Annotated in this window: 24 protein-coding genes; 17 read left to right on the forward strand and 7 right to left on the reverse strand. The window is 72.8% G+C overall.

The features are described 5' to 3' along the window. Nucleotides 1-38: 38 nt before the first annotated feature. Together ABEB06_RS27305 and ABEB06_RS27310 are read right to left on the reverse strand one after the other, a co-directional pair. Nucleotides 39-1,433: a metallopeptidase TldD-related protein gene (locus ABEB06_RS27305; protein ID WP_345699542.1), complete on the reverse strand. Its 1,395-nt coding sequence runs from the start codon at nt 1,431-1,433 to the stop codon at nt 39-41. Continuing rightward, the gene (locus ABEB06_RS27310; RefSeq protein ID WP_345699543.1) at nt 1,433-2,959 is read right to left on the reverse strand and encodes a TldD/PmbA family protein; all 1,527 of its coding nucleotides are present in this window, start codon (nt 2,957-2,959) and stop codon (nt 1,433-1,435) included. The genes ABEB06_RS27305 and ABEB06_RS27310 overlap by 1 nt, the downstream gene beginning before the upstream one ends. A 176-nt stretch (nt 2,960-3,135) precedes the next feature. On the opposite strand from ABEB06_RS27310, the gene ABEB06_RS27315 reads away from it, so the two are divergent. Together ABEB06_RS27315 and ABEB06_RS27320 are read left to right on the forward strand one after the other, a co-directional pair. Further along, a complete protein-coding gene (locus ABEB06_RS27315) occupies nt 3,136-3,468 on the forward strand; it encodes a hypothetical protein (RefSeq protein WP_345699544.1) in 333 nt (110 codons plus the stop codon). A gap of 10 nt (nt 3,469-3,478) precedes the next feature. Next, nucleotides 3,479-4,087: a hypothetical protein gene (locus ABEB06_RS27320; RefSeq protein WP_345699545.1), complete on the forward strand. Its 609-nt coding sequence runs from the start codon at nt 3,479-3,481 to the stop codon at nt 4,085-4,087. A gap of 52 nt (nt 4,088-4,139) precedes the next feature. On the opposite strand, the gene ABEB06_RS27325 is transcribed toward ABEB06_RS27320, so the two are convergent. Continuing rightward, a complete protein-coding gene (locus ABEB06_RS27325) occupies nt 4,140-5,267 on the reverse strand; it encodes an MBL fold metallo-hydrolase (RefSeq protein ID WP_345699546.1) in 1,128 nt (375 codons plus the stop codon). 250 nt (nt 5,268-5,517) lie between these two features. Here ABEB06_RS27325 and fabG point away from each other — a divergent pair, with 250 nt between their 5' ends. Continuing rightward, nucleotides 5,518-6,237 (forward strand): 3-oxoacyl-[acyl-carrier-protein] reductase, encoded by a 720-nt coding sequence (fabG, locus tag ABEB06_RS27330; RefSeq protein ID WP_345699547.1) that lies wholly within the window; start codon nt 5,518-5,520, stop codon nt 6,235-6,237. Nucleotides 6,238-6,239: 2 nt separating this feature from the next. After that, nucleotides 6,240-7,007 carry an enoyl-ACP reductase FabI gene (gene fabI / locus ABEB06_RS27335; protein WP_345699548.1) on the forward strand — a complete coding sequence of 256 codons (768 nt, stop codon included), beginning with the start codon at nt 6,240-6,242 and terminating at the stop codon, nt 7,005-7,007. 57 nt (nt 7,008-7,064) lie between these two features. On the opposite strand, the gene ABEB06_RS27340 is transcribed toward fabI, so the two are convergent. Further along, nucleotides 7,065-7,730 (reverse strand): FadR/GntR family transcriptional regulator, encoded by a 666-nt coding sequence (locus ABEB06_RS27340; protein ID WP_345699549.1) that lies wholly within the window; start codon nt 7,728-7,730, stop codon nt 7,065-7,067. A 71-nt stretch (nt 7,731-7,801) separates the two neighbouring features. Here ABEB06_RS27340 and ABEB06_RS27345 point away from each other — a divergent pair, with 71 nt between their 5' ends. The 3 genes from ABEB06_RS27345 (at nt 7,802) to ABEB06_RS27355 (ending at nt 9,815) form a co-directional block, all read left to right on the forward strand. After that, nucleotides 7,802-9,058, forward strand: coding sequence for an MFS transporter (locus tag ABEB06_RS27345; protein WP_425559705.1), 1,257 nt, complete (start codon nt 7,802-7,804; stop codon nt 9,056-9,058). Between the two features lie 10 nt (nt 9,059-9,068). Next, the gene (locus ABEB06_RS27350) at nt 9,069-9,191 is read left to right on the forward strand and encodes an SGM_5486 family transporter-associated protein (protein WP_345699551.1); all 123 of its coding nucleotides are present in this window, start codon (nt 9,069-9,071) and stop codon (nt 9,189-9,191) included. Between the two features lie 90 nt (nt 9,192-9,281). Beyond that, complete coding sequence (locus ABEB06_RS27355; RefSeq protein ID WP_345699552.1) at nt 9,282-9,815, forward strand: SixA phosphatase family protein; 534 nt, start codon at nt 9,282-9,284, stop codon at nt 9,813-9,815. A gap of 61 nt (nt 9,816-9,876) precedes the next feature. Here ABEB06_RS27355 and serB read toward each other — a convergent pair whose 3' ends face one another. Beyond that, nucleotides 9,877-11,133 carry a phosphoserine phosphatase SerB gene (serB, locus tag ABEB06_RS27360; RefSeq protein WP_345699553.1) on the reverse strand — a complete coding sequence of 419 codons (1,257 nt, stop codon included), beginning with the start codon at nt 11,131-11,133 and terminating at the stop codon, nt 9,877-9,879. A gap of 227 nt (nt 11,134-11,360) precedes the next feature. Between serB and ABEB06_RS27365 the strand changes: the two genes are divergently transcribed. From ABEB06_RS27365 to ABEB06_RS27375, 3 genes are all read left to right on the forward strand, one after another. Continuing rightward, nucleotides 11,361-13,892, forward strand: coding sequence for an FHA domain-containing protein (locus ABEB06_RS27365; RefSeq protein ID WP_345699554.1), 2,532 nt, complete (start codon nt 11,361-11,363; stop codon nt 13,890-13,892). Nucleotides 13,893-13,999: 107 nt separating this feature from the next. Continuing rightward, nucleotides 14,000-15,148: a GAF domain-containing sensor histidine kinase gene (locus ABEB06_RS27370; RefSeq protein ID WP_345699555.1), complete on the forward strand. Its 1,149-nt coding sequence runs from the start codon at nt 14,000-14,002 to the stop codon at nt 15,146-15,148. Then, nucleotides 15,141-15,800 carry a response regulator gene (locus ABEB06_RS27375; RefSeq protein WP_345699556.1) on the forward strand — a complete coding sequence of 220 codons (660 nt, stop codon included), beginning with the start codon at nt 15,141-15,143 and terminating at the stop codon, nt 15,798-15,800. Before ABEB06_RS27370 ends, ABEB06_RS27375 begins: the two co-directional genes overlap by 8 nt. A 3-nt stretch (nt 15,801-15,803) precedes the next feature. Here the strand turns inward: ABEB06_RS27375 and ABEB06_RS27380 are convergent, their stop codons facing one another. Further along, entirely contained in the window at nt 15,804-16,601 is a 798-nt protein-coding gene (locus ABEB06_RS27380) for a hypothetical protein (protein WP_345699557.1), read from the reverse strand. An 80-nt stretch (nt 16,602-16,681) separates the two neighbouring features. Between ABEB06_RS27380 and ABEB06_RS27385 the strand changes: the two genes are divergently transcribed. The 6 genes from ABEB06_RS27385 (at nt 16,682) to ABEB06_RS27410 (ending at nt 22,288) form a co-directional block, all read left to right on the forward strand. After that, on the forward strand, nt 16,682-17,473 hold the full coding sequence (locus ABEB06_RS27385; protein WP_345699558.1) for an ABC transporter ATP-binding protein: 792 nt from the start codon (nt 16,682-16,684) through the stop codon (nt 17,471-17,473). Nucleotides 17,474-17,596: 123 nt separating this feature from the next. Continuing rightward, on the forward strand, nt 17,597-18,028 hold the full coding sequence (locus tag ABEB06_RS27390; protein WP_345699559.1) for an NfeD family protein: 432 nt from the start codon (nt 17,597-17,599) through the stop codon (nt 18,026-18,028). 10 nt (nt 18,029-18,038) lie between these two features. Continuing rightward, nucleotides 18,039-19,052: an SPFH domain-containing protein gene (locus ABEB06_RS27395; RefSeq protein WP_345699560.1), complete on the forward strand. Its 1,014-nt coding sequence runs from the start codon at nt 18,039-18,041 to the stop codon at nt 19,050-19,052. Nucleotides 19,053-19,202: 150 nt separating this feature from the next. Then, entirely contained in the window at nt 19,203-19,970 is a 768-nt protein-coding gene (locus ABEB06_RS27400) for a sulfite exporter TauE/SafE family protein (RefSeq protein WP_345699561.1), read from the forward strand. A gap of 110 nt (nt 19,971-20,080) precedes the next feature. Next, nucleotides 20,081-20,380, forward strand: a complete 300-nt coding sequence (locus ABEB06_RS27405) for a 4a-hydroxytetrahydrobiopterin dehydratase (protein WP_345699562.1) — start codon at nt 20,081-20,083, stop codon at nt 20,378-20,380. A 42-nt stretch (nt 20,381-20,422) separates the two neighbouring features. Beyond that, the gene (locus ABEB06_RS27410; protein WP_345699563.1) at nt 20,423-22,288 is read left to right on the forward strand and encodes an outer membrane protein assembly factor BamB family protein; all 1,866 of its coding nucleotides are present in this window, start codon (nt 20,423-20,425) and stop codon (nt 22,286-22,288) included. A gap of 71 nt (nt 22,289-22,359) precedes the next feature. Here the strand turns inward: ABEB06_RS27410 and ABEB06_RS27415 are convergent, their stop codons facing one another. Further along, nucleotides 22,360-22,869 carry an HNH endonuclease gene (locus ABEB06_RS27415; RefSeq protein ID WP_345699564.1) on the reverse strand — a complete coding sequence of 170 codons (510 nt, stop codon included), beginning with the start codon at nt 22,867-22,869 and terminating at the stop codon, nt 22,360-22,362. Nucleotides 22,870-23,094: 225 nt separating this feature from the next. Here ABEB06_RS27415 and tyrS point away from each other — a divergent pair, with 225 nt between their 5' ends. After that, a complete protein-coding gene (gene tyrS, locus ABEB06_RS27420) occupies nt 23,095-24,360 on the forward strand; it encodes a tyrosine--tRNA ligase (RefSeq protein ID WP_345699565.1) in 1,266 nt (421 codons plus the stop codon). Nucleotides 24,361-24,829: the final 469 nt, after the last annotated feature.

A 24,829-nucleotide genomic window follows, 5' to 3' on the forward strand; every position in this document is an offset into this window, starting at 1 on the left:
AGGGGCGCGGGGGAGGTCCCCGCGCCCCATTTACCGCGCTACGAAGCCTGGCTCACCGAGCTCATGTTGAAGTCCGGGACGCGGACCGGCGGCATCGCCGCACGGGTGAACCAGTCGCCCCACTCGCGCGGGAGGCAGCGCTCGGTGCGGCCCACCTCGGTGATCCGACCGAGCAGGTCGACCGGCGACTCGTTGAACCGGAAGTTGTTGACCGCGCCGACCACCTCGCCGTTCTCGACCAGGTACACGCCGTCCCGGGTGAGACCGGTGAGCAGCAGCGTCGCCGGGTCGACCTCGCGGATGTACCAGAGGCAGGTGAGCAGCAGCCCGCGCTCGGTCCGCGCGATCATCTCCGCCAGCGTCGGGGCGTCGGGCGCGGTGGTCTCCAGCACCAGGTTGTCCACCGGCGGGGTGAGCGGCAGCCCGGCGATGGTCGCGGAGTGCCGGGTGGTGAGCAGGTTGGCGAGCTCGCCCTCGCGGATCCAGTCGGTCGGGGTGAGCGGGTGCCCGTTGTCGAACACCGAGTCGTTCTCGCCCGAGGAGTGGGTGATGACGAACGGCGCGGCCTCCAGGCCGGGCTCGGCCGGGTCGGAGCGCAGCGTGAGCGGCAGCGGGCTGAGCCGCTCGCCGACCCGGGTGCCTCCGCCGGCCTTGGAGAAGACCGACCGGCCCTCCGCGGCGTCCCGGGCGCCGGACGACCAGCTGAGGTAGACCAGCAGGTCGGCGACGGCGGACGGGGGCAGCAGCGCCTCGTACCGGCCGGCCGGCAGGTCGATCCGCTTCTGGCCCCAGCCGAGCCGCTGGGTGAGCTGGGCGTGCAGGTCCGCGACGTCCACGTCGGTGAAGTCCCGGGTGGCGGCGCCGGCCCAGGCGGAGCCGGTCAGGTCGGCGGTCTTGGCGTTGAGCTCGACCGTGCCGGTCGGCTGGTCGTGGCGCAGCCGCAGGCCGGTGGAGGTGCCGAGGTAGCTGGAGGTGACCTCGTGCCGGGCGAAGCCGTACAGCAGCTCGCCGGCGGCGCGGGCGCGGGCGAAGGCCTCGCCGAGGGCGGGCGCGAAGGCGGCGAACACCTCGATGGAGGTCTCGGCCGGCGGCTCGGTGAACCGCGGGTCGGCGGGTCGGCCCTCGATCAGCGGCTGGGCGTCCTCGGCGGGCTCGGCGCCGAGCGCGGCCTGCTCGGCCGCCCGGACCAGCGACTCCACCTCGTCCAGGGTCACCGCCTCGCGGGAGACCACGCCGGTGGCGGTGCCCTCGACCCGGTCGACGGTGGCGATCACGGTGAGCCGGCGGCTGCGGGTGACGCCGTTGGTGGTGAGCGCGTTGCCCGCCCAGCGCAGGTTGGCGGTGGACTCCTCGTCGGCGATCACCACGCAGCCGTCCGCCTGGGACAGCTCCAGCGCTCGCTCGACCAGCTCGTGGGGGTGCGTGGTGGACATCAGTGACCCGCCTCCTGCTGGGTGTTGAGCACGTTGACGTTCCGGAACAGCGCGGACGGGCAGCCGTGGCTGACCGCGGCGACCTGGCCCGGCTGGGCCTTGCCGCAGTTGAAGGCGCCGCCCAGGACGTAGGTCTGCGGGCCGCCGACGGCGCTCATCGAGCCCCAGAAGTCGGTGGTGGTGGCCTGGTACGCGAAGTCCTTGACCTGGCCCGCCAGTTCGCCGCCGCGGATCGCGTACGCCCGCTGGCCGGTGAACTGGAAGTTGTACCGCTGCATGTCGATCGACCAGGAGCGGTCGCCCACGATGTACAGGCCGTCCTCCACCTGTGAGATGAGCCCGGCGGTGTCGGGGCCGCCGGCCACCGGCTGGAGCGAGACGTTGGCCATCCGCTGCACCGGGACGTGCGCGGGGGAGTCGGCGAAGGCGCAGCCGTTGGAGCGGCCGAGGCCCTTCAGCTGCGCCATCCGGCGGTCCAGCTGGTAACCGACCAGGACGCCGTCCTTGACCAGGTCCCAGGACTGGGTGGCCACGCCCTCGTCGTCGTAGCCGATGGTGGCCAGGCCGTGCTCGGCGGTGCGGTCACCGGTGACGTGCATCAGCTCGGAGCCGTACTTGAGCGAGCCGAGCCTGTCGAAGGTGGCGAACGAGGTGCCCGCGTAGGCGGCCTCGTAGCCGAGGGCCCGGTCGAGCTCGGTGGCGTGGCCGATCGACTCGTGGATGGTCAGCCACAGGTTGGACGGGTCGATCACCAGGTCCAGCGGGCCGGCGGTGACCGAGGGGGCCTTCATCTTCTCGGCCAGCAGCTCGGGCAGCTCGGCGAGTTCGGCGTTCCAGTCCCAGCCGGTGCCCCGCAGGTACTCGAAGCCGCGGCCGGCCGGCGGGGCGATGGTGCGCATCGAGTCGAAGGCGCCGGACTTCTCGTCGACGGCGGTCGCCTCCAGCCACGGGTGCAGCCGGATCCGCTGCTGGGTGGTGACGGTGCCCGCGGTGTCCGCGTAGAACTTGTTCTCCTGCACGGTCAGCAGCGCGGCGGCGACGTGCGAGACGGCGTCGTGCGCCAGCAGCCGGCCGCTCCACTCGGCGAGCAGACCGGTCTTCTCCGCGTCCGGCACCTCGAACGGGTTGACCTCGTACGCCGACACCCAGGTGGCGTCGGCGTACACCGGCTCGGGCGCCAGCTCGACCGGATCGGCCGAACCCGCCGCGCGGCTGATCCCGCCGGACAGCCGGGCCACCGCCACGGCCTGCTCGGCGACCTTCGCCGCGGCGGCCGCGGTCAGGTCGACGCCGGCGGCGAAGCCCCAGGCGCCGTCCAGCAGCACCCGGACGGCGAAGCCGAGCTGCACCGAGTCCGAGGAGCCGGAGGGCCGGGCGTCGCGCAGCCGCCAGGACGCGGAGCGGACCCGCTCCAGGCGGAAGTCCGCGTGCGCGGCGCCGAGTTCGCGCGCCCGGGTGAGGGCGGCGTCGGCCAGCGCGTGCAGCGGATAGGCGAGGAACTGTGGGTCGACGGCGGAGGGCGGCATCGGGCTCCCTGGGTCGGTGTCGGGCAGGAATCTCCGATCGCATCATTCCCGTCCAGGGGGAATCGAGCCAGGGAATTTCCCCACGGCGTGTCAGCCGGAGCGGGAGGCCGGGGACCGCCGCCGGTGCACGCAGTGGTTGAATGATCTTCAGGCGCCGACGGAGGGGGATTTCGACGATGCGACCCGGTGAAGAGAGCCCGTCAGCGGGCTTCAGCGTCGACCCGCCCGTGCTCGACCGGGCGGGCCGCTCGGCCCAGGACCTGTCCCATCAGGTGCCCCAGGGGCGGGGCGGCCTGGCCAGAGCCGGTGAGGAGGCCGGGTCCGGGATCAACGGCTTCGCCACCGAGGACTCGCTCGGGGTGCTCACCGACAGCTGGCAGGTGGCACTCGACCGGCTGTCGGTGGACATGGACCAGCAGGGCAACAAACTGATCGAGACGGCCGACCGCTACCGGAGGGCGGACCAGGAGAGCATCCACCACCTGCACGGTGCCGGTGCCGCAGGCTGACGGGGGAACGATGGACTTCGCGACGCTACGAGCATCACAGCCCGGCCGGCTGCGGGCCGCGGCCCAGGCCTACCGCGGCGAGGCCGAGCGGTTCGTCCAGTACGAGCCGCAGTGGCGGGACCGGGTGGTGCGGCCGGCGGCCGAGGGCTGGACCGGCAACGCCGCCCAGCAGGCCGAGGCACCGCTCTACGACACCCAGCTGCGGCTCGCCAACGGGGAGGGGCTGCTGCGGGACACCGCCGAGACGCTCGACCACGCCGGCGTCGACCTGGAGCGCGCCAAGGAACAGATGGACGACCTGGTCTCCCGGGCCGAGGCCGCCGGCTGGCTGGTCGGCGAGGACGGCAGCCTGAGCCGTCGTCCGGACGAGCCGCAGGACGACCCGCAGCAGGCGATCGTGCTCCAGCAGCAGGCCGAGGAGATCAGCCGGCGGATGGCCGACATCCTGCGCACCGCCACGGACGTCGACGCCGACGCCGCGAAGAAGCTGCAGACCCTGGCCGCGGCCGCGGTCGACCGGGTCGGCGCCCAGGGCGGCGGCAGCGGCGGTGCGGCCGGTGGCGGGGCGGCCGGCGGCGCGCTCGGCGACGGGGCGACCGGCGGGCGCGGATTCCAGTAGGAGCTGCCGGACGGGCGGGCGGCCCCGGGCCGCCCGCCCGTCCGCGGCCGCGTCAGGAAACGGTCTCCCACCAGCCGTCGAGCTCCGGCGGGCTGTCCACGTCCACCCGCTGGCCCGGGCGCGGGACGGCGAGCGGCACCGCCTGCTGCTTCGCCTCCGCGAGCAGCCGCTCGATCGGCTCCGCCCACGGGTGGATGCCCAGGTTGAAGGTGCACCAGTGGACCGGGATCATCAGCTCCGCGCGCAGGTCCTGGTGCGCCCGCACCGCGTCCTCCGGCGTCATGTGGATGTCCGCCCACGCCTCGTCGTACGCGCCGACCTGCACCAGCGCCGCGTCGAACGGGCCGTGCTGCTCGCCGATCCGGGCGTAGCCCTCGAAGTAGCCGGAGTCACCGGTGTAGAACACCTTCCGGGACGGCCCGGCGATCACCCAGGAGCCCCACAGCGTGGTGTTCCGGGTCAGGCCGCGGCCGGAGAAGTGGTGCGCGGAGGTCAGCGTCAGGGTGAGCTCGCCGAGCGTGCAGGTCTCGTCCCAGTCCAGCTCGATGATCCGGTGCTCCGGCACGCCCCAGCGGCGCAGGTGGCCGCCGATGCCCAGCGGCACCGCGAACGGCGCGGACTGCAGGTCGACCAGCCGCTTGACCGTCGCCATGTCCAGGTGGTCGTAGTGGTCGTGCGAGATCAGCACCGCGTCCACCGGCGGGAGCTCCGTCAGCTCCACCGGCATCGGGTGCAGCCGCTTCGGACCGACCTGCGCGGCGGGGGAGCAGCGGTCGGACCAGATCGGGTCCAGCAGCACCCGGCTGCCCTCCACCTCCACCAGCGCCGACGCGTGGCCGTACCAGACCACCTCGACACCGGCGGCCGCCTGCTCCACCGGCTCCGGCCGGGCCATCGGCACCGGACCGCTCGGCACCCGGCCGGCCCGCTCGAACAGCATCCGGCGTACCGCGTCGGAGTCCGGCCGCTCGGCGCCCTTGCGGGCCAGCTCGGACGGCGCGTTGTGGAACACCCCGTCCCGGAACTGCGGCGAGTTGCGCACCCGCGGGTCCAGCGGGTCGGGCCTGCGCCCGAACGCGGCCGGCAGGTCGCGCAGCGACCACGCCACCGCCCCGGCGGCGGCCGCCGCCGCGGTCAGGGCGAGAAGTCGGGACCGTCGGCCAGGGTGTCGGTCGCTCATCCGGGAAACTCCACGTTCGCGTCGTCCTGGACGTCTCCAGGGGGCCGCCGGCTGGTTCCGGGAGCCCTCGACCCAACGCCTGTGCGGCGCCGGGTGTTCCCGACGACCGGCGTCCGGGCGGTGGGTGCACGCATTGTCGGGATGCCACAGATCTCGGGCGGACGGCCTGTCGGAGGCCACTGCGCCGGTCGTTGGGCGCGACCGATAGCGTCGCGGTGAAGACGCGTGCAAACAGGAGAGAGGTGGACCGTTGAGCCGCTCGGTTCTCGTCACCGGAGGCAACCGGGGCATCGGCCTCGCGATTGCCCAGGCCTTCGCCGAGAACGGTGACAAGGTCGCGATCACCAGCCGTTCGGGCGAGGTCCCGGCCGAACTGGCCAAGTACGAGGTGATCGCCGTCCGCGCGGACATCACCGACGCCGCGGCGGTCGAGGCGGCCTTCACCGAGATCGAGGCCGCGCACGGCCCGGTCGAGGTCCTGGTGGCCAACGCGGGCATCACCAAGGACACGCTGCTGCTCCGGATGTCCGAGGAGGACTTCACGTCCGTCCTCGACACCAACCTGACCGGCACCTTCCGCGTGGTCAAGCGGGCGTCGGCGAAGATGCTGCGCGCCCGCAAGGGCCGCATCGTGCTGATCTCCTCGGTCGTCGGCCTCACCGGCTCCCCGGGCCAGGCCAACTACGCCGCCTCGAAGGCCGGCCTGGTCGGCTTCGCCCGTTCGCTGGCGCGTGAGCTCGGCTCGCGCAACATCACGGTCAACGTGGTCGCCCCCGGCTTCGTGGACACCGACATGACCGCGGTGCTCACCGAGGAGCGCCGCAAGGAGATCGTGGCGGGCGTGCCGCTCGGCCGCTACGCCGCCCCCGCCGAGATCGCCTCGGCCGTGCGGTTCCTGTCCTCGGACGAGGCCGCGTACATCACCGGAGCCGTCATTCCCGTCGACGGCGGATTGGGCATGGGTCACTGAACATGAGTGGAATCCTCGAGGGCAAGCGCATCCTCATCACGGGTGTGCTGATGGAGTCCTCCATCGCCTTCCACACCGCGCGGCTGGCCCAGGAGCAGGGCGCCGAGATCATCCTCACCGCGTGGCCCCGCCCCAGCCTGACCGAGCGCGTCGCCAAGAAGCTCCCCAAGCCCGTGCAGGTGCTGGAGCTGGACGTCTCCAACGCGGAGCACCTGGAGGGCCTCGCCGACAAGGTCCGCGAGACCCTGCCGACCCTGGACGGCGTCGTCCACTCCATCGGCTTCGCCCCGCAGGACGCGCTCGGCGGCAACTTCATGAACACGCCGTGGGAGTCCGTGGCCACCGCCATGCACGTCTCCGCGTACTCGCTGAAGTCGCTCACCACGGCGCTGCTCCCGCTGATGCAGGACGGCGGCTCGGTCGTCGGCCTCACCTTCGACGCGCAGTTCGCCTGGCCGCAGTACGACTGGATGGGCCCGGCCAAGGCCGCGCTGGAGGCCACCAACCGCTACCTGGCGCGCTACCTGGGCGAGCGGGACATCCGCTGCAACCTGATCTCGGCCGGCCCGCTCGGCTCGATGGCCGCCAAGTCCATCCCGGGCTTCGGCGACCTGGCCGCCACCTGGGACGTCCGCTCCCCGCTCAAGTGGGACCTGACCGACCCGGAGCCGACCGCCCGCGGCGTCGTCGCCCTGCTGAGCGACTGGTTCCCGAAGACCACGGGCGAGATCGTCCACGTCGACGGCGGCCTGCACGCGATCGGCGCCTGATCGCCTCCCCATGACGGGCCCGGGCCCGGTCCGCCGCGGCGGACCGGGCCCGTCGCGCTACTCCCGGCAGGCGCCGATGGCGCGGCCGGCCTCGACCGACGCGCGGGACGCGTCGCGCGCGCGGACCGCGTCCAGGATCCCGTCGTGGGACACGTAGCGGTCCGCGACCAGCTCCGGGCCGACGTCGTACCGCAGGTGCGCCCGCATGACCTCGCCGAGATCCGCGTACACCGCCGCCAGCACGTCGTTGTGCGCCGCCGCCACCACCGCCTGGTGGAACGCCGCGTCCGCCTGGACGAAGTCCTCCGCGTCGCCGGAGTGCCAGGCGTCCTCGCGCCGCCCCAGCGCGGCGGCCAGCAGCTCCAGGTCCCGCTCGGTGCGCCGGACGGCGGCCAGCCCGGCCGCCGAGGTCTCCAGGGTGGCCCGCAGCTCCGCGACCTGCGCCTGGTCGGCGTCGGCGAAGCGCCGGTGCATCACCCCGGCGAGCTCGCTGGTGGCGAGCACGTAGGTGCCCGAGCCCTGCCGGATGTCCAGCAGCCCGTTGTGGGCCAGCGCCCGGACCGCCTCGCGCACGGTGTTGCGGGCGACGCCCAGCTGCTCGACCAGCTCCGCCTCGGTGGGGATCCGGGAGCCGACCGGCCACTCGCCCGAGGTGATCTGCGCCCGCAGCTGGGCGATCACCTGGTCGGACAGCGGGGTGCGGCGGGTCGTCGACAGCGCCAACGGACTCTCCTCGTGATGTGGTCAGGGCCACCAGAATACCGGTGTGCCTGAATTCATCCCATCATTCTATGATGGGGCGCATGCCTACCCCAGCGGCTACCGCCCACCAGACGCGCACCGAGCGCTCGGCGCTCCCCACCCGCCCTAAGTCCGCCGCGTGGCTGCTGATCGCCGCCATCGCGCTCGCCGCGCTCAACCTGCGCCCCGTGGTCACCAGCCTCGGCCCGCTGCTCAAGCAGGTCCAGGCGGACCTCGGGATGAGCGCGACGGTGGCCGGCCTGCTGGCCGCCGTGCCCTCGCTCTGCTTCGCGGTGTTCGGCGTCGCCGCGCCCGCGCTGGCCCGCCGGGTCGGCCCGATCGTGGTGGTCGCGGCCGGCACGGGCGCGATCACGCTGGGCGTGGTGGCCCGCTCCTTCACCGGCTCCACGGCGCTCTTCCTGCTGCTGACCGCGGTCGCGCTGGCCGGCGTGGCGGTCGCCAACGTGCTGCTGCCGGTGATCATCAAGCGGTACTTCCCGGACCGGGTCGGCCCGATGATCGGCATGTACTCGATGGCGCTGTCGGTCGGCACCTCGCTGGCCGCCGCCACCACCGTCCCGCTGACCGACGCGCTCGGCGGCGACTGGCGGCTCGGCCTCGGGGTCTGGGGCGCCGTGGCCGCCGTGGCGCTGGCGGTCTGGCTGGTGGTGGCACTGGTCCACCGCGAGCGCGGCGAGCGGGCGGCGACGCGGCAGGCCGCCAAGCTGCCGATCGTCCGCAGCCGCACCGCGTGGGCGCTGGCGCTCTTCTTCGGCCTGCAGTCCACCAGCGCGTACGCCACCATGGGCTGGCTGCCGAAGATCTACCAGGACGCCGGGGTCTCGGCCGGGGCGTCCGGGGTGCTGCTGGCGGTGGTCATGGCGGTGAGCGTCCCGGCGTCGTTCGTGCTGCCGAACCTAGCCGCCCGGCGCGGTGACCAGCGGCTTTTCGTGCTGGTGCTGGGCCTGTGCGGGATCACCGGCTTCCTCGGCCTGATGCTGGCCGCGGGCACGGCGTCCTGGCTGTGGGCGGTGCTGGTGGGCCTGTCGATGTGCGCCTTCCCGCTGGCGCTGACCATGCTCGGGCTGCGGGCCCGGACGGCGGGCGGGGTGGCGCAGCTCTCGGCGTTCGCGCAGAGCCTGGGGTACCTGATCTCCATCCCCGGCCCGATCCTGATCGGCGCGCTGTACCAGCACACCGGCCGGTGGTACCTGCCGCTGGGCCTGCTGGCGCTGCTGCTGGTGCCGCAGATCCTGGTCGGCTCCCGGGCGGCCCGGGCCCGGTTCATCGAGGACGAGGCCGTCGGTTAGGCTCGGCGCCATGCCAGTCCTCGACCCGAACCCCACCGACGGCCGGAAGAAGCTGCTGCAGATGCTCGGCCTGATCGCCGCCATCGCGGTGGTCATCTCGATCATCGCGGTCGTCGCGCAGAACATGGGCTGAACGACGGTTGAACGCCGACCCCCACCCGTGGGGGTGGCAGCTCGCCGGAGCCCGCGCCCGGGCGCGGATTTTCTGCGAAGCTCTGGGGGTATGGACGCCGATACGCCCCCTCGTAGGATCATCGTTCTCCGTCACGCCCGGGCCGACTGGCCGAACCAGGTGGCCGACCACGAGCGGCCGCTGGCCGACCGCGGCCGCACCCAGGCCACCGAGGCCGGCCGCTGGCTCGTCGACTCCGGCATCAACCCCGACTACGTGCTCTGCTCCACCGCCCTGCGCACCCGCGAGACGTGGAAGCTGGTCGCCCACGAGCTGCCCAAGCGCCCCCGCAAGACGGTCTACGAGGACCGGGTGTACGAGGCCCAGCCGGGCCAGATCATCGAGGTCCTGCAGGAGACCCCGGAGGACCACGCCGACCTGCTGCTGGTCGGCCACAACCCGGGGGTGCTCGGCCTGACCCAGATCCTGGCCGGCGACGACGGCGACCCGGACGCGCTCAACCGGCTGCGGCTCGGCGGCTTCCCGCCGTCCGCGGTGGTGGTGCTCAGCTTCCGGGGGCCGTGGAAGCTGGTGGAGCCCGGCGTGGCCCGGCTCGACTCGTACCACACGCCGCCCACCGAGTAGCGGCGTCCCGGCGGTGCCGGAGGGCCGGGGTCCGCGCGGACCCCGGCCCTCCGGCACCGCGTCACTCGGTCGGGGTGCCGTCCAGCGCGTCGGCCGCCTCGACCTCCTCGCGGGTGATCCCCAGCAGGTAGAGCACGGTGTCCAGGAACGGTACGTTGACCGCGGTGTCCGCGGCCTCCCGGACCACCGGCTTGGCGTTGAAGGCCACGCCCAGGCCGGCCGCGTTCAGCATGTCCAGGTCGTTGGCGCCGTCGCCGATCGCCACCGTCTGCTCCAGCGGCACCTTCGCCTGCTCGGCGAACCTGGCCAGCCAGCGGGCCTTGCCCGCGCGGTCCACGATCTCGCCGGTGACCCGGCCGGTGAACTTCCCGTCCTCGATCTCCAGGGTGTTGGCGGCCGCGAAGTCCAGCCCGAGCAGTTCCACCAGGTGGTCGGTGACCTGGGTGAAGCCGCCGGAGACGATGGCCACCTGGTAGCCCAGGCGCTGCAGGGTGCGGATCAGCGTCCGGGCGCCCGGGGTCAGCCGGACCTCGGCGCGGACCTTCTCGGTCACCGAGGCGTCCAGGCCGGCCAGCAGCGCCACCCGGGCGCGCAGCGACTCGGCGAAGTCCAGCTCGCCGCGCATCGCCGCGGCGGTCACCTCGGCCACCTTCTCCTCGCAGCCGGCGTGCGCGGCGAAGAGCTCGATCACCTCGTCCTGGATCAGCGTGGAGTCCACGTCCATCACCACCAGGCGCTTGGCCCGGCGGTGCAGACCGGCCTGCACCACCGCGATGTCCACCCGCTGGGCGGCCGCCTCGGTGGCCAGCAGGGCGCGCAGCTCCTCGGTGGCGACACCGGAGACGGCCAGCTCCACGGCGGTCACCGGGTACTTGGCGAGCCGGAAGACGCGGTCGATGTTGCCGCCAGCCCCGGAGATCCGGCCGGTCAGCGCGGCCACCGCGGCGGCGGTCAGCGGGTGGCCCAGCACCGTGACGTGCGAGCGGCCCTCGCGGCGCGGCAGGTTGTCGCCGAGGCCGGAGATGATCTCGGCCTGGAGCTTGAACTCCTCGGCCCAGCGGTGCACGGTCACCCGCAGGGCGCCCTCGGCACCCGGGCCGGGCGGCGGGATGACCAGCGCGCACAGCGTTATCCGGCCACGGGTGACCATCTGCTCGATGTCGATCACCTCGACACCGAACGCGCCGAGCGCGGCGAACAGACCCGCGGTGATGCCCGGACGGTCCTTGCCGAACACCTTCACCAGCAGGGTGCGCTCGTCGGTCCGCGGCGGCTGCGGGGCGGGGAGGGCCTCAGCGGCCGGATCAGTCGCATTCATGGTGCCCCCCACGCTACCGGGCCGCCCGCCCGGGCCACGCCACCCGTCCGCCCCCTGGGACATCCCGTCCCCGTCCCGTCCCCGTCCCGTCCCCCCAGGTGGGGTGCTCTGTTGCCACCCGGTCACAGTCGGCGGGCCGGACTTTCACCCGCGCCGTCGCGACTGGAATGATTCCGAGCGTCAGATGAAGGAACACCCGGGGGACCGGAGAGCGGGGCGGGCGGACAGTGCCGCAACTCGTACTTGAGATCGACGGACGGCAGCGGGTGCTCGAACCCGGCCGCGCCTACACCATCGGGCGGGATCCGAACGCGGATTTCCCGTTCGACGACGCCAGGGTCTCCTGGCGGCACGCCAGCGTCACCTTCGACGGGGCCAACTGGCAGTACACGGACCATGGTTCCACGAACGGGACGTTCGCCGAGGGGGTCCGGACGCAGCAGCTGCCGGTGTACCCCGGCACGGTGATCCACCTCGGCAACGGGCAGAACGGCCCCCGGCTGGCGTTCCTCGCCCCGGCCGCCGCGCACCAGCTCGGCATCCACGAGGCGGTCACCAGCCGGGCCAACGCGCCCGCGCCCGCGCAGCCGCAGCCGCAGGCCTGGGAGGCCGCCGTCCAGGCGCCGCCGCCGAACCAGCCGCCGGCCCACCCGCCGGTCCGCCAGCAGTGGGACGCGCCCACCCCGCGGCCCGGCTTCCCGCAGCAGCAGGGCGTCCCGGCCCAGCCGCAGCCCGTGGCCGGCCTCGGCAACCCGACCATGGTGCGCAGCCTCACCGCGGGCATGCGCACCATCCGGATCGGCCGTGCCCTGGACAACGACATCGTCGTCTCCGACCTCCAGGTCTCCCGCCACCACGCCGAACTGCGCCAACTCCCGGACGGCCGCTGGGAGATCGTCGACCTCGGCAGCCACAACGGGATCTTCCTCAACGGCCAGCCGGTCACCCGGCAGCTGATGGGGCCGCAGGACCGGCTCACCGTCGGCCACTCCTCCTTCGTGCTGGTCGGCGACCAGCTGCAGGAGTTCGTCGACACCGGCGCCGTCACCTTCTCCGCCCAGCACCTGACCGTCGAGGTCGAGCACAAGGGCGGCAAGAAGGTCCTGCTCAACGACGTCTCCTTCTCCGTCCCGGAGAAGTCCCTGATCGCCGTGATCGGCCCGTCCGGCTCCGGCAAGTCCACCCTGCTGCGCGCCCTCACCGGCTACCGGCCCGCCGACCGCGGCGACGTGCTGTACGACGGCCGCAACCTGTACCGGCAGTTCGCCGAGCTCCGCTCGCGCATCGGCCTGGTCCCGCAGTCCGAGATCCTGCACAAGGAACTCACCGTCCGCACCGCCCTCAAGTACGCCGCCCGGCTGCGCTTCCCCGGCGACACCGAGGCCGCCGAGCGCGAGCGCCGGATCGACGAGGTGCTGTACGAGCTGCGCCTCGACAAGCGCGCCGACAACCGCATCACCGCCCTCTCCGGCGGCCAGCAGAAGCGCGTCTCGGTCGCCCTCGAACTGCTCACCAAGCCGTCGCTGATCTTCCTCGACGAGCCCACCTCCGGCCTCGACCCGGGCATGGACCGCGAGGTCATGCAGACCCTGCGCGGCCTCGCCGACGACGGCCGCACCGTCCTCGTCGTCACCCACTCGGTCGCCGAGCTGGCGCTCTGCGACCGCCTGCTGGTGATGGCCCCCGGCGGCTCGGTGGCGTACTTCGGCCCGCCGGCCGAGGCCCTGCACTTCTTCGGGTACGAGACCTGGGCCGACGTCTTCCAGGCCTTCGAGAACTACCCGGACCACGACTGGGCCGGCCGCTACCGCAACTCCGTCCACTACCAGCAGTACTCCGCCAACGCGGACGCGGTCGCCGTCCAGGCGCAGCCCAACGTGATGACCCGGATGCTGCCGCCCAAGCCGCAGAGCTGGGGCTCCCAGCTGTGGACGCTGATCCGCCGCTACCTGTCGGTGATCGCGTCCGACAAGGGCTTCATCGCCCTGTCGGTGCTGCTGCCGCTGGTCCTCGGCGCGGTCTCCACCGTGATCCCGGCCAAGCACGGCCTGGCGGCCGGCGACGGGCCGCTCGGCCGCAACACCATCGCCGCGATGATCCTGCTGGTCGTCGCGTTCGGCGCCTGCCTGTCCGGCGCGGCCAACTCGGTCCGTGAGCTGATCAAGGAACGGGCGATCTACGAACGCGAACGCGCCACCGGGCTCTCCCGGTCGGCGTACGTGATGTCGAAGATCATCGTGCTCGGCGCGATCAGCTTCCTGCAGGGCGCGATCATCGCCGGGATCGCCTTCGGGTTCCGCAAGCTGCCCACCGAGGGCCTGGTCCTCACCCACGCCCCCGCCATCGAGATGGGCGTCGGCGTCGTCCTGCTCAGCTTCACCTCGATGATGGTCGGCCTGGTCATCTCCTCGCTGGTCAAGACCGCCGAGAAGACCATGCCGCTGCTGGTCATGTTCGCCATCGTCCAGCTGGTCTTCACCGGCGCGATCTTCCAGGTCTTCGACAAGCCCGGCCTGGAGCAGCTCGCCTGGCTGATGCCCGGCCGCTGGGGCGTCGCCGCCATCGGCACCACCCTTGACCTCGCCCACATCGCGCCGGTCGTCCAGCAGAAGGAACCCCCGATCGACACCCTCTGGGACCACTCGGCCGGCATCTGGTTCCTCGACTGCCTCGTCCTGGTCCTGATCTCCACCGCCCTGGCCTTCCTCATCCAGCGCCTCCAGAAGCGCCACGAGCCCGAGGTCATGCAGAAGGGCTGACGTCGCGACCCGACCCGACGAGGGGGCGGACCTAGGTCTTCGGACCCGGGGCCGCCCCCTTCTCGTGGCCGACGCGGCACCGAGCGGGGCGGCGGTAGCGTGAGGGGATGGGGTGCGAGGAGGAGTCCGGGTGCGATCCGTCGCTGGCGGGGATCGAGGCGGTGAGCGCCGCGGTGCTGGCGATGAGCCGGCACCTGGAGGTGCGGGAGGTGCTGCGGCGGATCACCGCGTCGGCGCGTGAGCTGCTGGGCGCGCAGTACGCCGCGCTGGGCGTGCCGGACGACCACGGCGGGTTCGCCCAGTTCGTGGTGGACGGGGTCAGCGACGAGCAGTGGCGGGCGATCGGGCCGCTGCCGCGCCAGCACGGGGTGCTGGCGACGATGCTGCACGAGCTGACGCCGACCCGCCTCACCGACGTCCGCACGGCGGCCGCCTTCGGGGGCTGGCCCCAGGCGCACCCGGAGATGACCGACTTCCTGGGCATGCCGATCGTGGACGACGGCGAGATCGTCGGCGCCCTCTTCCTGGCCAACAAGGACGGCGGCTTCACCGACCACGACGAGGAGCTGCTGCGCATCCTGGTCGCGCACGCCGCCCTCGCCCTGGCCAACGCCCGCCTGTACGAGCGCAGCCGCGAGCTCACCCTGGCCGGCGAGCGCTCCCGGATCGCCCACGACCTGCACGACGCGGTCTCGCAGAAGCTGTTCTCGCTGCGGCTGACCGCCAAGGCCGCCGCCACCCTGGTCGACCGCGACCCGGCGCGGGCCCGCGCCGAGCTCGCCGAGGTCGCCAAGCTCGCCGCCGAGGCGGCGGACGAACTGCGCGCCGTGGTGATCGAACTGCGCCCGGCCGCGCTGGAGGAGGACGGCCTGGTGGCGACGCTCGCCAGCCAGGTCCAGGTGCTGGACCGCGCGCACAGCGCCACCGTCACCTTCACCGCGGACGGCGTCCGCGCCCTGCCCGCCGCGCAGGAGTCGGCCCTGCTGCGGGTCGCCCAGGAGGCGCTGCACAACGCGCTGCGCCACGCCGGCGCCGGGGCCGTCACCGTCCGCCTGACCGGCACCGACCGGCGCGGCGCCCGGCTGCGGATCGCCGACGACGGCCGCGGCTTCGACCCGGAGTCGGTCCGCCGGGCGGGCCGGCACCTGGGCCTGGTGTCGATGCGGGACCGCGCGGAGGGCGTCGGCGGCAGGCTCACCCTGGATTCCGCCCCCGGTGCGGGGACGGTCGTCGAGATGGAGGTCCCCGGTGCCTGACTCCGTGCCACCGATCCGCGTGCTGCTGGTCGACGACCACCAGGTGGTCCGCCGCGGCCTGCGGACCTTCCTGGAGGTGCAGGACGACATCGAGGTGGTCGGCGAGGCGGCGGACGGCGCCGAGGCGGTCGAGCGGACCACCGCCCTGCGGCCCGACGTGGTCCTGATGGACCTCAAGATGCCGGGCGTGGACGGCATCGAGGCGCTCAAACTGCTCAAGGAGCAGGGGGCCGCCGCCCGGGTGCTGATCGTCACCAGCTTCACCGAGCACCGCACCATGGTGCCCGCGCTGCGGGCCGGCGCCGCCGGGTACGTGTACAAGGACGTCGACCCGGAGGCGCTGGCGGGGGCGATCCGCTCGGTGCACGCCGGCCACGTCCTGCTCCAGCCGGAGCTCGCCGAGGCGCTGCTCTCCGACGACGGCCCGCGCGCCCCGCAGGGCCGCGGCGGCACGCTCACCGACCGGGAGCGCGAGGTCCTCGGCCACATCGCGGACGGCCGCTCCAACCGGGAGATCGCCCGCGCCCTGCACCTGTCGGAGAAGACGGTGAAGACGCACGTCTCCAACATCCTGATGAAGCTGGACCTGGCGGACCGCACCCAGGCGGCGCTGTGGGCGGTCCGCCACCAGTCCGCCGCCGGACCGGCCTGACGGTCAGCGGGGCTCGTCGACGAAGGAGTTGTAGGCGGCGACCTGCGCCCGCCGGGCGGTGCGCTCCAGCGGGGCCAGCGCCTCCCGCCGCGCGGCCATCTCGGTCGCGCTGACCGCGGCGCCGTGCCCGCCCGCGGCGATCCCCAGCAGCGCGGAGACCTGCCGGGCCGACTCCAGGACGCGCACCGCCCGCTGCCCGTACCCCGGGGCGAGCACCTGGCTGTGCCCGCGCCGCCGGTACGCCTCCAGCGCCTTCAGCGCCTCCGGTCCGGCGCCCGCCACGTCGAGCCGCACCAGCAGCCGGGTGGCCTCCCGCAGGCCGTCCGCCAGCTCCCGCTCGGCCTCGTCCAGCGACGGCACGTCGGCCGGCAGCGCGTCGTTGACGACGTGGCACTGCCACAGCACCCGCACGCCGCGGTCGCCCTCCGGCCCGTACCGCTCGACCTCCGGCACCAGGGCCAGCGGCACCCCGACCGCCAGCACCGCCTCCCCGGCGCCCATCGCGGCCGAGTTGAACGAGGCCGGGCCGGTCAGCCCCAGCGGGTGGCCGGCCACCGGCAGGGCCAGCCGCAGCCCCTTCACCCCCTGCACCCGCAGCCGGCCGAGCGCCCAGGTGAGGCCGTGCACCTCGCCCGGCGCGTCCCCGGGCAGACCGGTCACCCGGTGCGCGTCGTCGGTCCCGGCCACGGCGGTCGCGGCGTCGTCGGGCGGCGCGAACCCGCCCAGCAACGCGTTGCCCCAAGCCGTCAGACGCCCGGAACGTGTCTCGTGGTACGGATTGTCGGCAGCAGAACCCAGCATCCCGCCAGCCTACGGACAACCCGCCCAACCGTGTGGCGTAGGTTTGGCTCGACATTTCTGCGTTGGGGAAGGCATTGGGCATGAGTGACGTGCTGGAGCTGGTGGACGTATCCGTTGTGCGGGATGGGTACCCGCTCATCGACCACGTCTCCTGGTCCGTCAAGGAGGGCGAGCGCTGGGTCGTCCTCGGCCCGAACGGTGCCGGCAAGACCACGCTGCTCCAGGTCGCCTCCAGCTTCCTCTTCCCCACCTCCGGCAGCGCCGCGCTGCTCGGCGAGAAGCTCGGCGGCGTCGACGTCTTCGAGCTGCGCGCCCGGATCGGCCTGGCCAGCGCCGCGATGTTCGACAAGCTCCCCGCCGACCAGACCGTGCTGCAGACCGTCCTCACCGCCGCGTACGGGATGACCGTGCACTGGCAGGAGACCTACGACATGACCGACGAGGCCCGCGCGCTCGCGCTGCTCGACCGGCTCGGCATGGCGAAGTTCACCGAGCGGAAGTTCGGCACCCTCTCCGAGGGCGAGCGCAAGCGCACCCTGATCGCCCGCGCCCTGATGACCGACCCCGAGCTGCTGCTGCTGGACGAGCCCGCCGCCGGCCTGGACCTCGGCGGCCGCGAGGACCTGGTCCGCCGCCTCGGCGCCCTCGCCCAGGACGAGTACGCGCCGTCCATGGTGATGGTCACCCACCACGTCGAGGAGATCGCACCGGGCTTCACCCACGTGCTGATGATCCGTCGGGGCAAGGTGATGGCGGCCGGCCCGATCGACACCGAGCTGACGGCCCGCAACCTCTCGCTCTGCTTCGGCCTGCCGCTCACCCTGGAGCGCCACGGCGACCGCTGGTCCGCCCAGGGTCTGCCGCTCGGCTGAACGCCGGACCACGGCCCACTGAACAACTGAACTGCCCTGAACCCGGGACCGGTCGTACAAGCGGCCGGTTTCCGTCGCTCCACCTGCGGGAAGCCACACGGCGAGACCGTTCCCCTCCCTAGGATGGACCCCGTGGACAGCTGGATCTGGTGGCTCCTCGCCGCCGTCGGCCTGGGCATCCCGCTGGTGCTCACCGCGATGCCCGAATTCGCGATGTTCGCGATAGGCGCCGGTGCGGCCGCCCTCACCGCCGGGCTCGGCGGCGGGGTCGTGCTGCAGTTCCTGGTGTTCGTCGCGGTGTCGGTGGCGCAGTTGGTGTTCATCCGGCCGATCGCCTACCGCCAGCTCAAGCAGGCACCGGAGATCCGGACCGGGATCGAGGCGCTCGTGGGCGCCACCGCAGTGGTACAGGAGAAAGTCGACGGGGAGGGCGGGCGGATCAAGCTGAACGGCGAGATCTGGTCGGCCCGCGCGCTCAACCCGGGCATCGAGTACGAGCCGGGGCAGCAGGTCGACGTCGTCGCAATCCAGGGCGCCACCGCCCTGGTCGTCTAGGGGAGAAGCGTTGGAACCCGTCCTCATCGTGCTGGTCGTCCTGGTCGTGGTGGCCTTCATCGCGCTGATCAAGACGATCCAGGTGATCCCGCAGGCCAGCGCCGCGATCGTGGAGCGCTTCGGCCGCTACACCCGCACGCTCAGCGCCGGCCTCAACATCGTGGTGCCGTTCATCGACACCATCCGGAACCGGATCGACCTCCGTGAGCAGGTCGTCCCGTTCCCGCCGCAGCCGGTGATCACTTCGGACAACCTCGTCGTCAACATCGACACCGTCATCTACTACCAGGTCACCGACCCGCGGGCGGCCACCTACGAGGTCGCCAGCTACATCCAGGCGATCGAGCAGCTGACCGTCACCACGCTGCGCAACATCATCGGCTCGATGGACCTGGAGTCCACCCTCACCTCGCGCGAGGTGATCAACGCCGGTCTGCGCGGCGTGCTGGACGAGGCCACCGGCCGCTGGGGCATCCGGGTCAACCGGGTCGAGCTGAAGGCGATCGAGCCGCCGACCTCCATCCAGGACTCGATGGAGAAGCAGATGCGCGCCGACCGCGACAAGCGCGCCGCGATCCTCACCGCCGAGGGCGCCCGGCAGGCCCAGATCCTGCGCGCCGAGGGCGAGAAGCAGGCCGCCGTCCTGCAGGCCGAGGGCGAGGCGCAGGCCGCCGTGCTCAAGGCCGACGGTGAGGCCGCCGCGATCCGGACCGTGTTCGAGGCCATCCACGAGGGCGACGCCGACCAGAAGCTGCTCGCCTACCAGTACCTGCAGACCCTGCCCGAGCTGGCCAAGGGCGACGCCAACAAGCTGTGGATCATCCCCAGCGAGGTCGGCGACGCGCTCAAGGGCCTCGGCGGTGCCTTCCAGGGCGTGACCGGCGGCGGCAACGGCGCGGCTCCCGCCGCCTCCCGCGTCCCGGTCGACCCGGCGGCCGGCCCGCGCCCGGTCGACACCGACAAGCAGGCCGCCCGCCCGCGCGTCGAGCCGACCCGCGAGTACCCGAAGATCGACCCCGAGTAGGCCTCCGCGTCCCGAGGGCCCGTCACCCCGACCGGGGTGGCGGGCCCTCGGCCGTGCCCGGCGTTCCGGATCCTGGATGCCACTGGCCCACGGGGCCCGCCTTCCGGCATGATCCACGTGGCGCGACAGGACCGATGGAGGTATTCACGCATGACGCTCTGGGAGGGGATCGCCGTCCTGCTGGCCGGCGTCGCCGCAGGCACCATCAACACCATCGTCGGCTCCGGCACCCTGATCACCTTCCCCGTACTGCTGGCCGTCGGCCTTCCCCCGGTCACCGCCAACGTCTCCAACACCTTCGGCCTGGTCCCCGGCTCGCTCTTCGGCGCCCTCGGCTACCGCGCCGAACTGGTCGGCCAGCGCCGCCGCCTGCTCCGCCTCGGCACCGCCTCGATGATCGGCGCGCTGATCGGCGCCGTCCTGCTGATCGCCCTGCCCGGCAAGGCCTTCGCCGCCATCGTCCCGGTGCTGATCGTGATCGCCCTGGTCCTGGTCGTCATCCAGCCGCGCGTCGCCCGCGCGATGGCCGCCCGCCGCGCCGCCGGCCGCTCCACCGGGTCTGCCGACGGCGGCCCGCTGCTGATCGCCGCGGTCGGCCTGACCGGCGTGTACGGCGGCTACTTCGGCGCCGCCCAGGGCGTCCTGCTGCTCGCCATCATGGGCATGCTGCTCGCCGACGACCTGCAGCGGATCAATGCCACCAAGAACGTCCTCGCACTGATCGCCAACGGCGTCGCCGCGATCTTCTTCCTCTTCACCTCCACCATCGACTGGACCGCGGTCGTCCTGATCGCCCTCGGCTCCGCCGCCGGCGGCGTCATCGGCGCCCGGCTCGGCCGGCGGCTCCCGCCGACCGTGCTGCGCGCGGTCATCGTGGTCGTCGGCCTCGCCGCCGTCACCCGCCTGCTCTTCTTCTGACCCGTTCTGACCCCGGATCAGCCCACCCGCGAGGTGTCGCGTCGCCCGGACCCCGCCGCGTTCCTATGCTTCGGACGGACGCACCGCCGCCACCCGACCGGGAGACCAGCATGAGTCGCGACCGACTGACCGAGGACCAGATCACCGCCGGGCTGGCCGACCTGCCCGACTGGCAGCGCGAGGGCGACTCGATCGCCCGCACCGCCGAGACCGCGAGCTTCCCCACCGCGATCCGGGTGGTCGACGCCGTCGCCGCCGAAGCCGAACGGCTCGACCACCACCCGGACATCGACATCCGCTGGCGCACCCTGCGGTTCGTCCTCTCCACCCACAGCGCGGGCGGCCTCACGCCGCTCGACCTCCAGCTCGCCGGCTTCATCGACCGGACCCTGGCCACCACGACGCCATGAGATGCTGGCAGCTTGCCAGAAGCAGTCGGACGGACGGAACGCATGGCTCAGGAACCCTCCTCGACCTCCGGCCAGGGGTACCCGCAGCAGGGGTACGACTACCAGCAGCCCTGGTACCCCCAGCAGCCGCCGGAGCCGCCCGCCGAGACCTGGAACGGCGCCTACCAGCAACAGCCCGACCCGCAGTACCAGCAGGACGCGTACGGCTACCAGCAGCCCGCCGCCACCGGATACCCCGCCACCGGTTACCCCGAGGGCTACGCCGCCGGGTACGACCAGCAGCAGCTCTACGCCCAGCCCGGCAGCGACCAGCAGCTCTACGCCCAGCCCGGCACCGAGCAGTACGCGTACACCGAGCAGCAGGCCCACACCGCACCCGACACCGAACAGCAGGCCCACACCGCGTACCTCCCGCAGCAGCCGGAGGCCCCCGCCGAGCCGCTCGCCGCCGAGCAGCAGGCCACGCTCTCCCCCTACACCGTCACGCCCCGCGGCGAGGACGGACCGGACGACGCACCGGACGAGCGCCCCGCCGGCCGGGCCGACTCGCTGCTCGGGCGCGCCAAGGCCGCGGCCGGGGCCGTGGTCTCCGGCGACGGAGCCCCCAGCCGCCGCGCCTTCGCGATCCGGGCCGGGGCCGGCGTCGCCGCCCTCGCCGTCCTGGTCACCGCGGGCGTCCTCGCCACCGGCGACGACGAGAAGCCCGCCGCCACCGGCGACACCGGCCCCGTCACCCAGAACATCGCGGTCGCCCACGACAAGGCCTGGACCGCCACCCCCGCCGAGGCACCCGCCGCCGGCACCGACGACACCCTCACCGGCAGCTGGCTGCTGGCCGACGCCGTCGTCCGCGCCGACGCCACCGGCGTCCGCGCCTACAGCCTCGCCGACGGCAAGCCCACCTGGACGCTCGCCCCGCCCGCCGCCGGCGCCGTCCCCTGCGGACTCTCGCCGACCGTCAACGCGGCCGGCCTCGGCGCGGCCGTCTTCCGTCCGGCCGCCGACCCCAAGAGCCCCTGCACGGTCGTCGCCGCCGTCGACACCAAGGCCGGCAAGACCACCTGGACCAAGACCCTCTCCGACATCAAGGAGAACTACGGCGCCCACGTCGCCGTCACCGACGAGGCGGTGTTCGCCGTCGGCGACGACAAGGCCGCCGCCTGGGCCGCAGCCGACGGCAAGGACCTCTGGCAGTACGCCGGCCAGGGCAAGTACTGCACGCTCGCCGGGAACGCGAGCGGCAAGACCGTCCTGCTGCACAGCAGCTGCGCCGACTCCTCGCCGGTCGACCAGGCGGTCGCCCTCAACGCGGCCGACGGCAAGGTCAGGTGGTGGCGCGGGCTGAACAACCAGCCCAAGACCGTCACCGTGCTCTCCGCCGAGCCGGCCGCCGTCCTCACCACCGGCGCCCAGCCCGGCGACGACCGGATCTTCGCCTGGGGCACCGACGGCGACCCCGCGGCCGAGATCCCCGTCGCCGTCGACGGCGGCCGGCTCGACGCGGCCCGCGGCAGCTTCGACGCGATCCCCGGGGTCTACTTCCACGAGCACACCCTGCTGGCCGCCATCACCTCGCCCGAGGGCACCACCGGCGCCGTCGCCGCGTACGACCTGACGACCGGCAAGCCGCTGTGGAAGACCCCGGTCGCCGAGAAGGGCAAGGCCCGCCCGGTCGGCCTCGACGGCGGCGGACTGCTGCTCGCCGTCGACGAGCGGGTCGACCAACCCGCGCACATCAGCCGCTTCGCCCTCACCGGCGGCCAGGAGACCCAGGGCGGCGCGTTCCAGCGCGGCACCGGCTCCCAGCTCTCGGCGGGCCGGCTGCTCAGCGGCGGCGGCAAGGTGGTCTCGGTGCCCGAGCACTCGACCAACTTCGGCACCGCCACCGCCTTCTCCAGCAAGGGCTGAGCCCGGCCGGACACGAAGTGGGCCCGACCTGTCCCCTGTGCAGGTCGGGCCCACTGGCCTGGGTACGGTCCTCAGGCGGTGGCCGGCAGCCAGGCCGCCAGCTCGCCGAGGTCCTTCTCCTTCAGTCCCAGCGCCATCATCAGCGTGGCCTCCGGAGTCGGCTCGAACGGGCGGCTGAGCAGCTTCATCCCCGCCTGCTCCGGTGTCCGGTCCGCCTTGCGCTGGTTGTCCTCCGCGCACGCGGCCACGGTGTTCAGCCAGCTGTCCGAACCACCCCGCGACCTCGGCTGCAGGTGGTCGACGGTGGTCGCCCGCCGCCCGCAGTACGCACAACGGTGCTGGTCCCTGACCAGCACCCCGCGCCGCGACCACGGCGCGTGTTGTCGGAACGGCACCCGCACGTACCGGTTCAGCCTGATCACCCGGGGCACCGGAAGCGAAACCCCCGTACCGCGCACCACGCTCAGCGGATGGGCGTGCTCGACCACGGCCTTGTCCTGGAGCACCAGGACCACGGCACGCTTCAGCGACACCGTCGTCAGCGGTTCGTAGCTCGCGTTCAGTACCAGCGTGTTGCGCATTCCGGGCCACCTCCAGACCACACCTCCCCGCCGCACGGCGGTGGGACCACTGTGAACGCGCGGGCGAGGCTGAACAACGGAATTTCCGTCCGGCCACCGGGCTGCACGAAAACCCGCTGGCCCGGAGCGCGTAGGCTCTACCCCGCTGGACTCGTCCAGGCGGCGGGCCCGAAGGACCGGGCCGACCACGCCACCGGACACCCCGACCGAAGGAGACGCGGGACCGTGACCGACATCGTCGACGAGCTGCGGTGGCGCGGGCTGATCGCCCTGTCCACCGACGAGGACGCACTGCGCAAGGCGTTCGCGGACGGCCCGGTCACGTTCTATTGCGGCTTCGACCCGACCGCCCCCAGCCTGCACCTCGGCAACCTGGTGCAGATCCTCACCATGCGCCGTCTCCAGCAGGCCGGGAACCTCCCGCTCGGCCTGGTCGGCGGGGCCACCGGCCTGATCGGCGACCCCAAGCCCACCGCCGAGCGCGTCCTCAACGACCCCGAGACCGTCGCGGCCTGGGTCGACCGCCTGCGCGGCCAGATCTCCCGCTTCCTCGACTTCGAGGGCGACCACGCGGCCCGCATGGTCAACAACCTGGACTGGACGTCCGGCATGTCGGCGATCAGCCTGCTGCGCGACGTCGGCAAGTACTTCCGGGTCAACAACATGATCGCCAAGGAGGCCGTCGCCCGACGGCTCAACTCCGACGCCGGCATCAGCTACACCGAGTTCAGCTACCAGATCCTCCAGGGCATGGACTTCCTGGAGCTGAACCGCCGCTACAACTGCACCCTGCAGACCGGCGGCAGCGACCAGTGGGGCAACCTCACCGCCGGCACCGACCTGATCCGCAAGGCCGACGGCAAGTCCGTGCACGCGCTCGCCACCCCGCTGATCGTCAAGGCGGACGGCACCAAGTTCGGCAAGACCGAGTCCGGCACGGTCTGGCTCGACCCCGAGCTGACCACCCCGTACGCCTTCTACCAGTTCTGGCTGAACGCGGACGACCGCGACGTCTCCAACTTCCTGCGGATCTTCTCCTTCAAGTCCCGCGAGGAGATCGAGGAGCTGGAGCGCGAGACCGCCGAGCGCCCCGCCGCCCGCCTCGCCCAGCGAGCCCTCGCCGAGGAGCTCACCACCCTCGTCCACGGTGCCGAGCAGTACGAGCGCGCCGTCGCCGCCTCCAAGGCACTCTTCGGCCAGGGCGACCTCGCCGACCTGGAGCCGGCCACCCTGGCCGCCGCCCTCGCCGAGGTCCCCAAGGCCACCGTCGCCGAACTGCTCCCGATCGTCGACCTCCTGGTCGAGAGCGGTCTCGCCCCCAGCCGCTCCGGCGCCCGCCGCACCATCAAGGAAGGCGGCGCCTACCTCAACAACACCAAGGTCACCGACGAGGAGGCCGCCCCCACCGCGGACGACCTCCTGCACGGTCGGTGGCTGGTCCTGCGCCGCGGCAAGCGCAACCTCGCCGCGGTCGAGGTGACCGCAGGCTGACGCCGCAACCGGTTTTCGACGACGGACGGCATGTCAGTCGGCCGAAAACACACCCCAGTTGACGTGCCGCACCACGAACGACAGGCCGGATCCAGCCAGATCCGGCCTGTCGCGTTTGACTCGACCGTGACGGTGACCTAACGTAGTCCGAGTCGCCTGAACCGGCTGAGGCCGGAAGGCGGAACCCCCCAAACCCTGACGATCGATTCGTCGCGCCCCCATTCGAAAATTCGAGCGGGAAATGCGACCGGAAAACTCTGCTAGAGTTCGGGAGCGCCGAAAGGCAAAAGCAAATCGGATCGAAACTCCGGAAAACGGAGCGGAAAGCATCTGATAAGCTGGAAACACGAAAGAACGAAGCGCCCGGAGGGCCCGCTGGAAGGCGGTCCGAAGGAAGTGTCCGTTCCTTGAGAACTCAACAGCGTGCCAAAAGTCAACGCCAGATATGTTGACATCCCCGGCCCCGGAT

The sequence above is a fragment of the Kitasatospora terrestris genome (genome assembly GCF_039542905.1).
Taxonomy (GTDB): domain Bacteria; phylum Actinomycetota; class Actinomycetes; order Streptomycetales; family Streptomycetaceae; genus Kitasatospora; species Kitasatospora terrestris.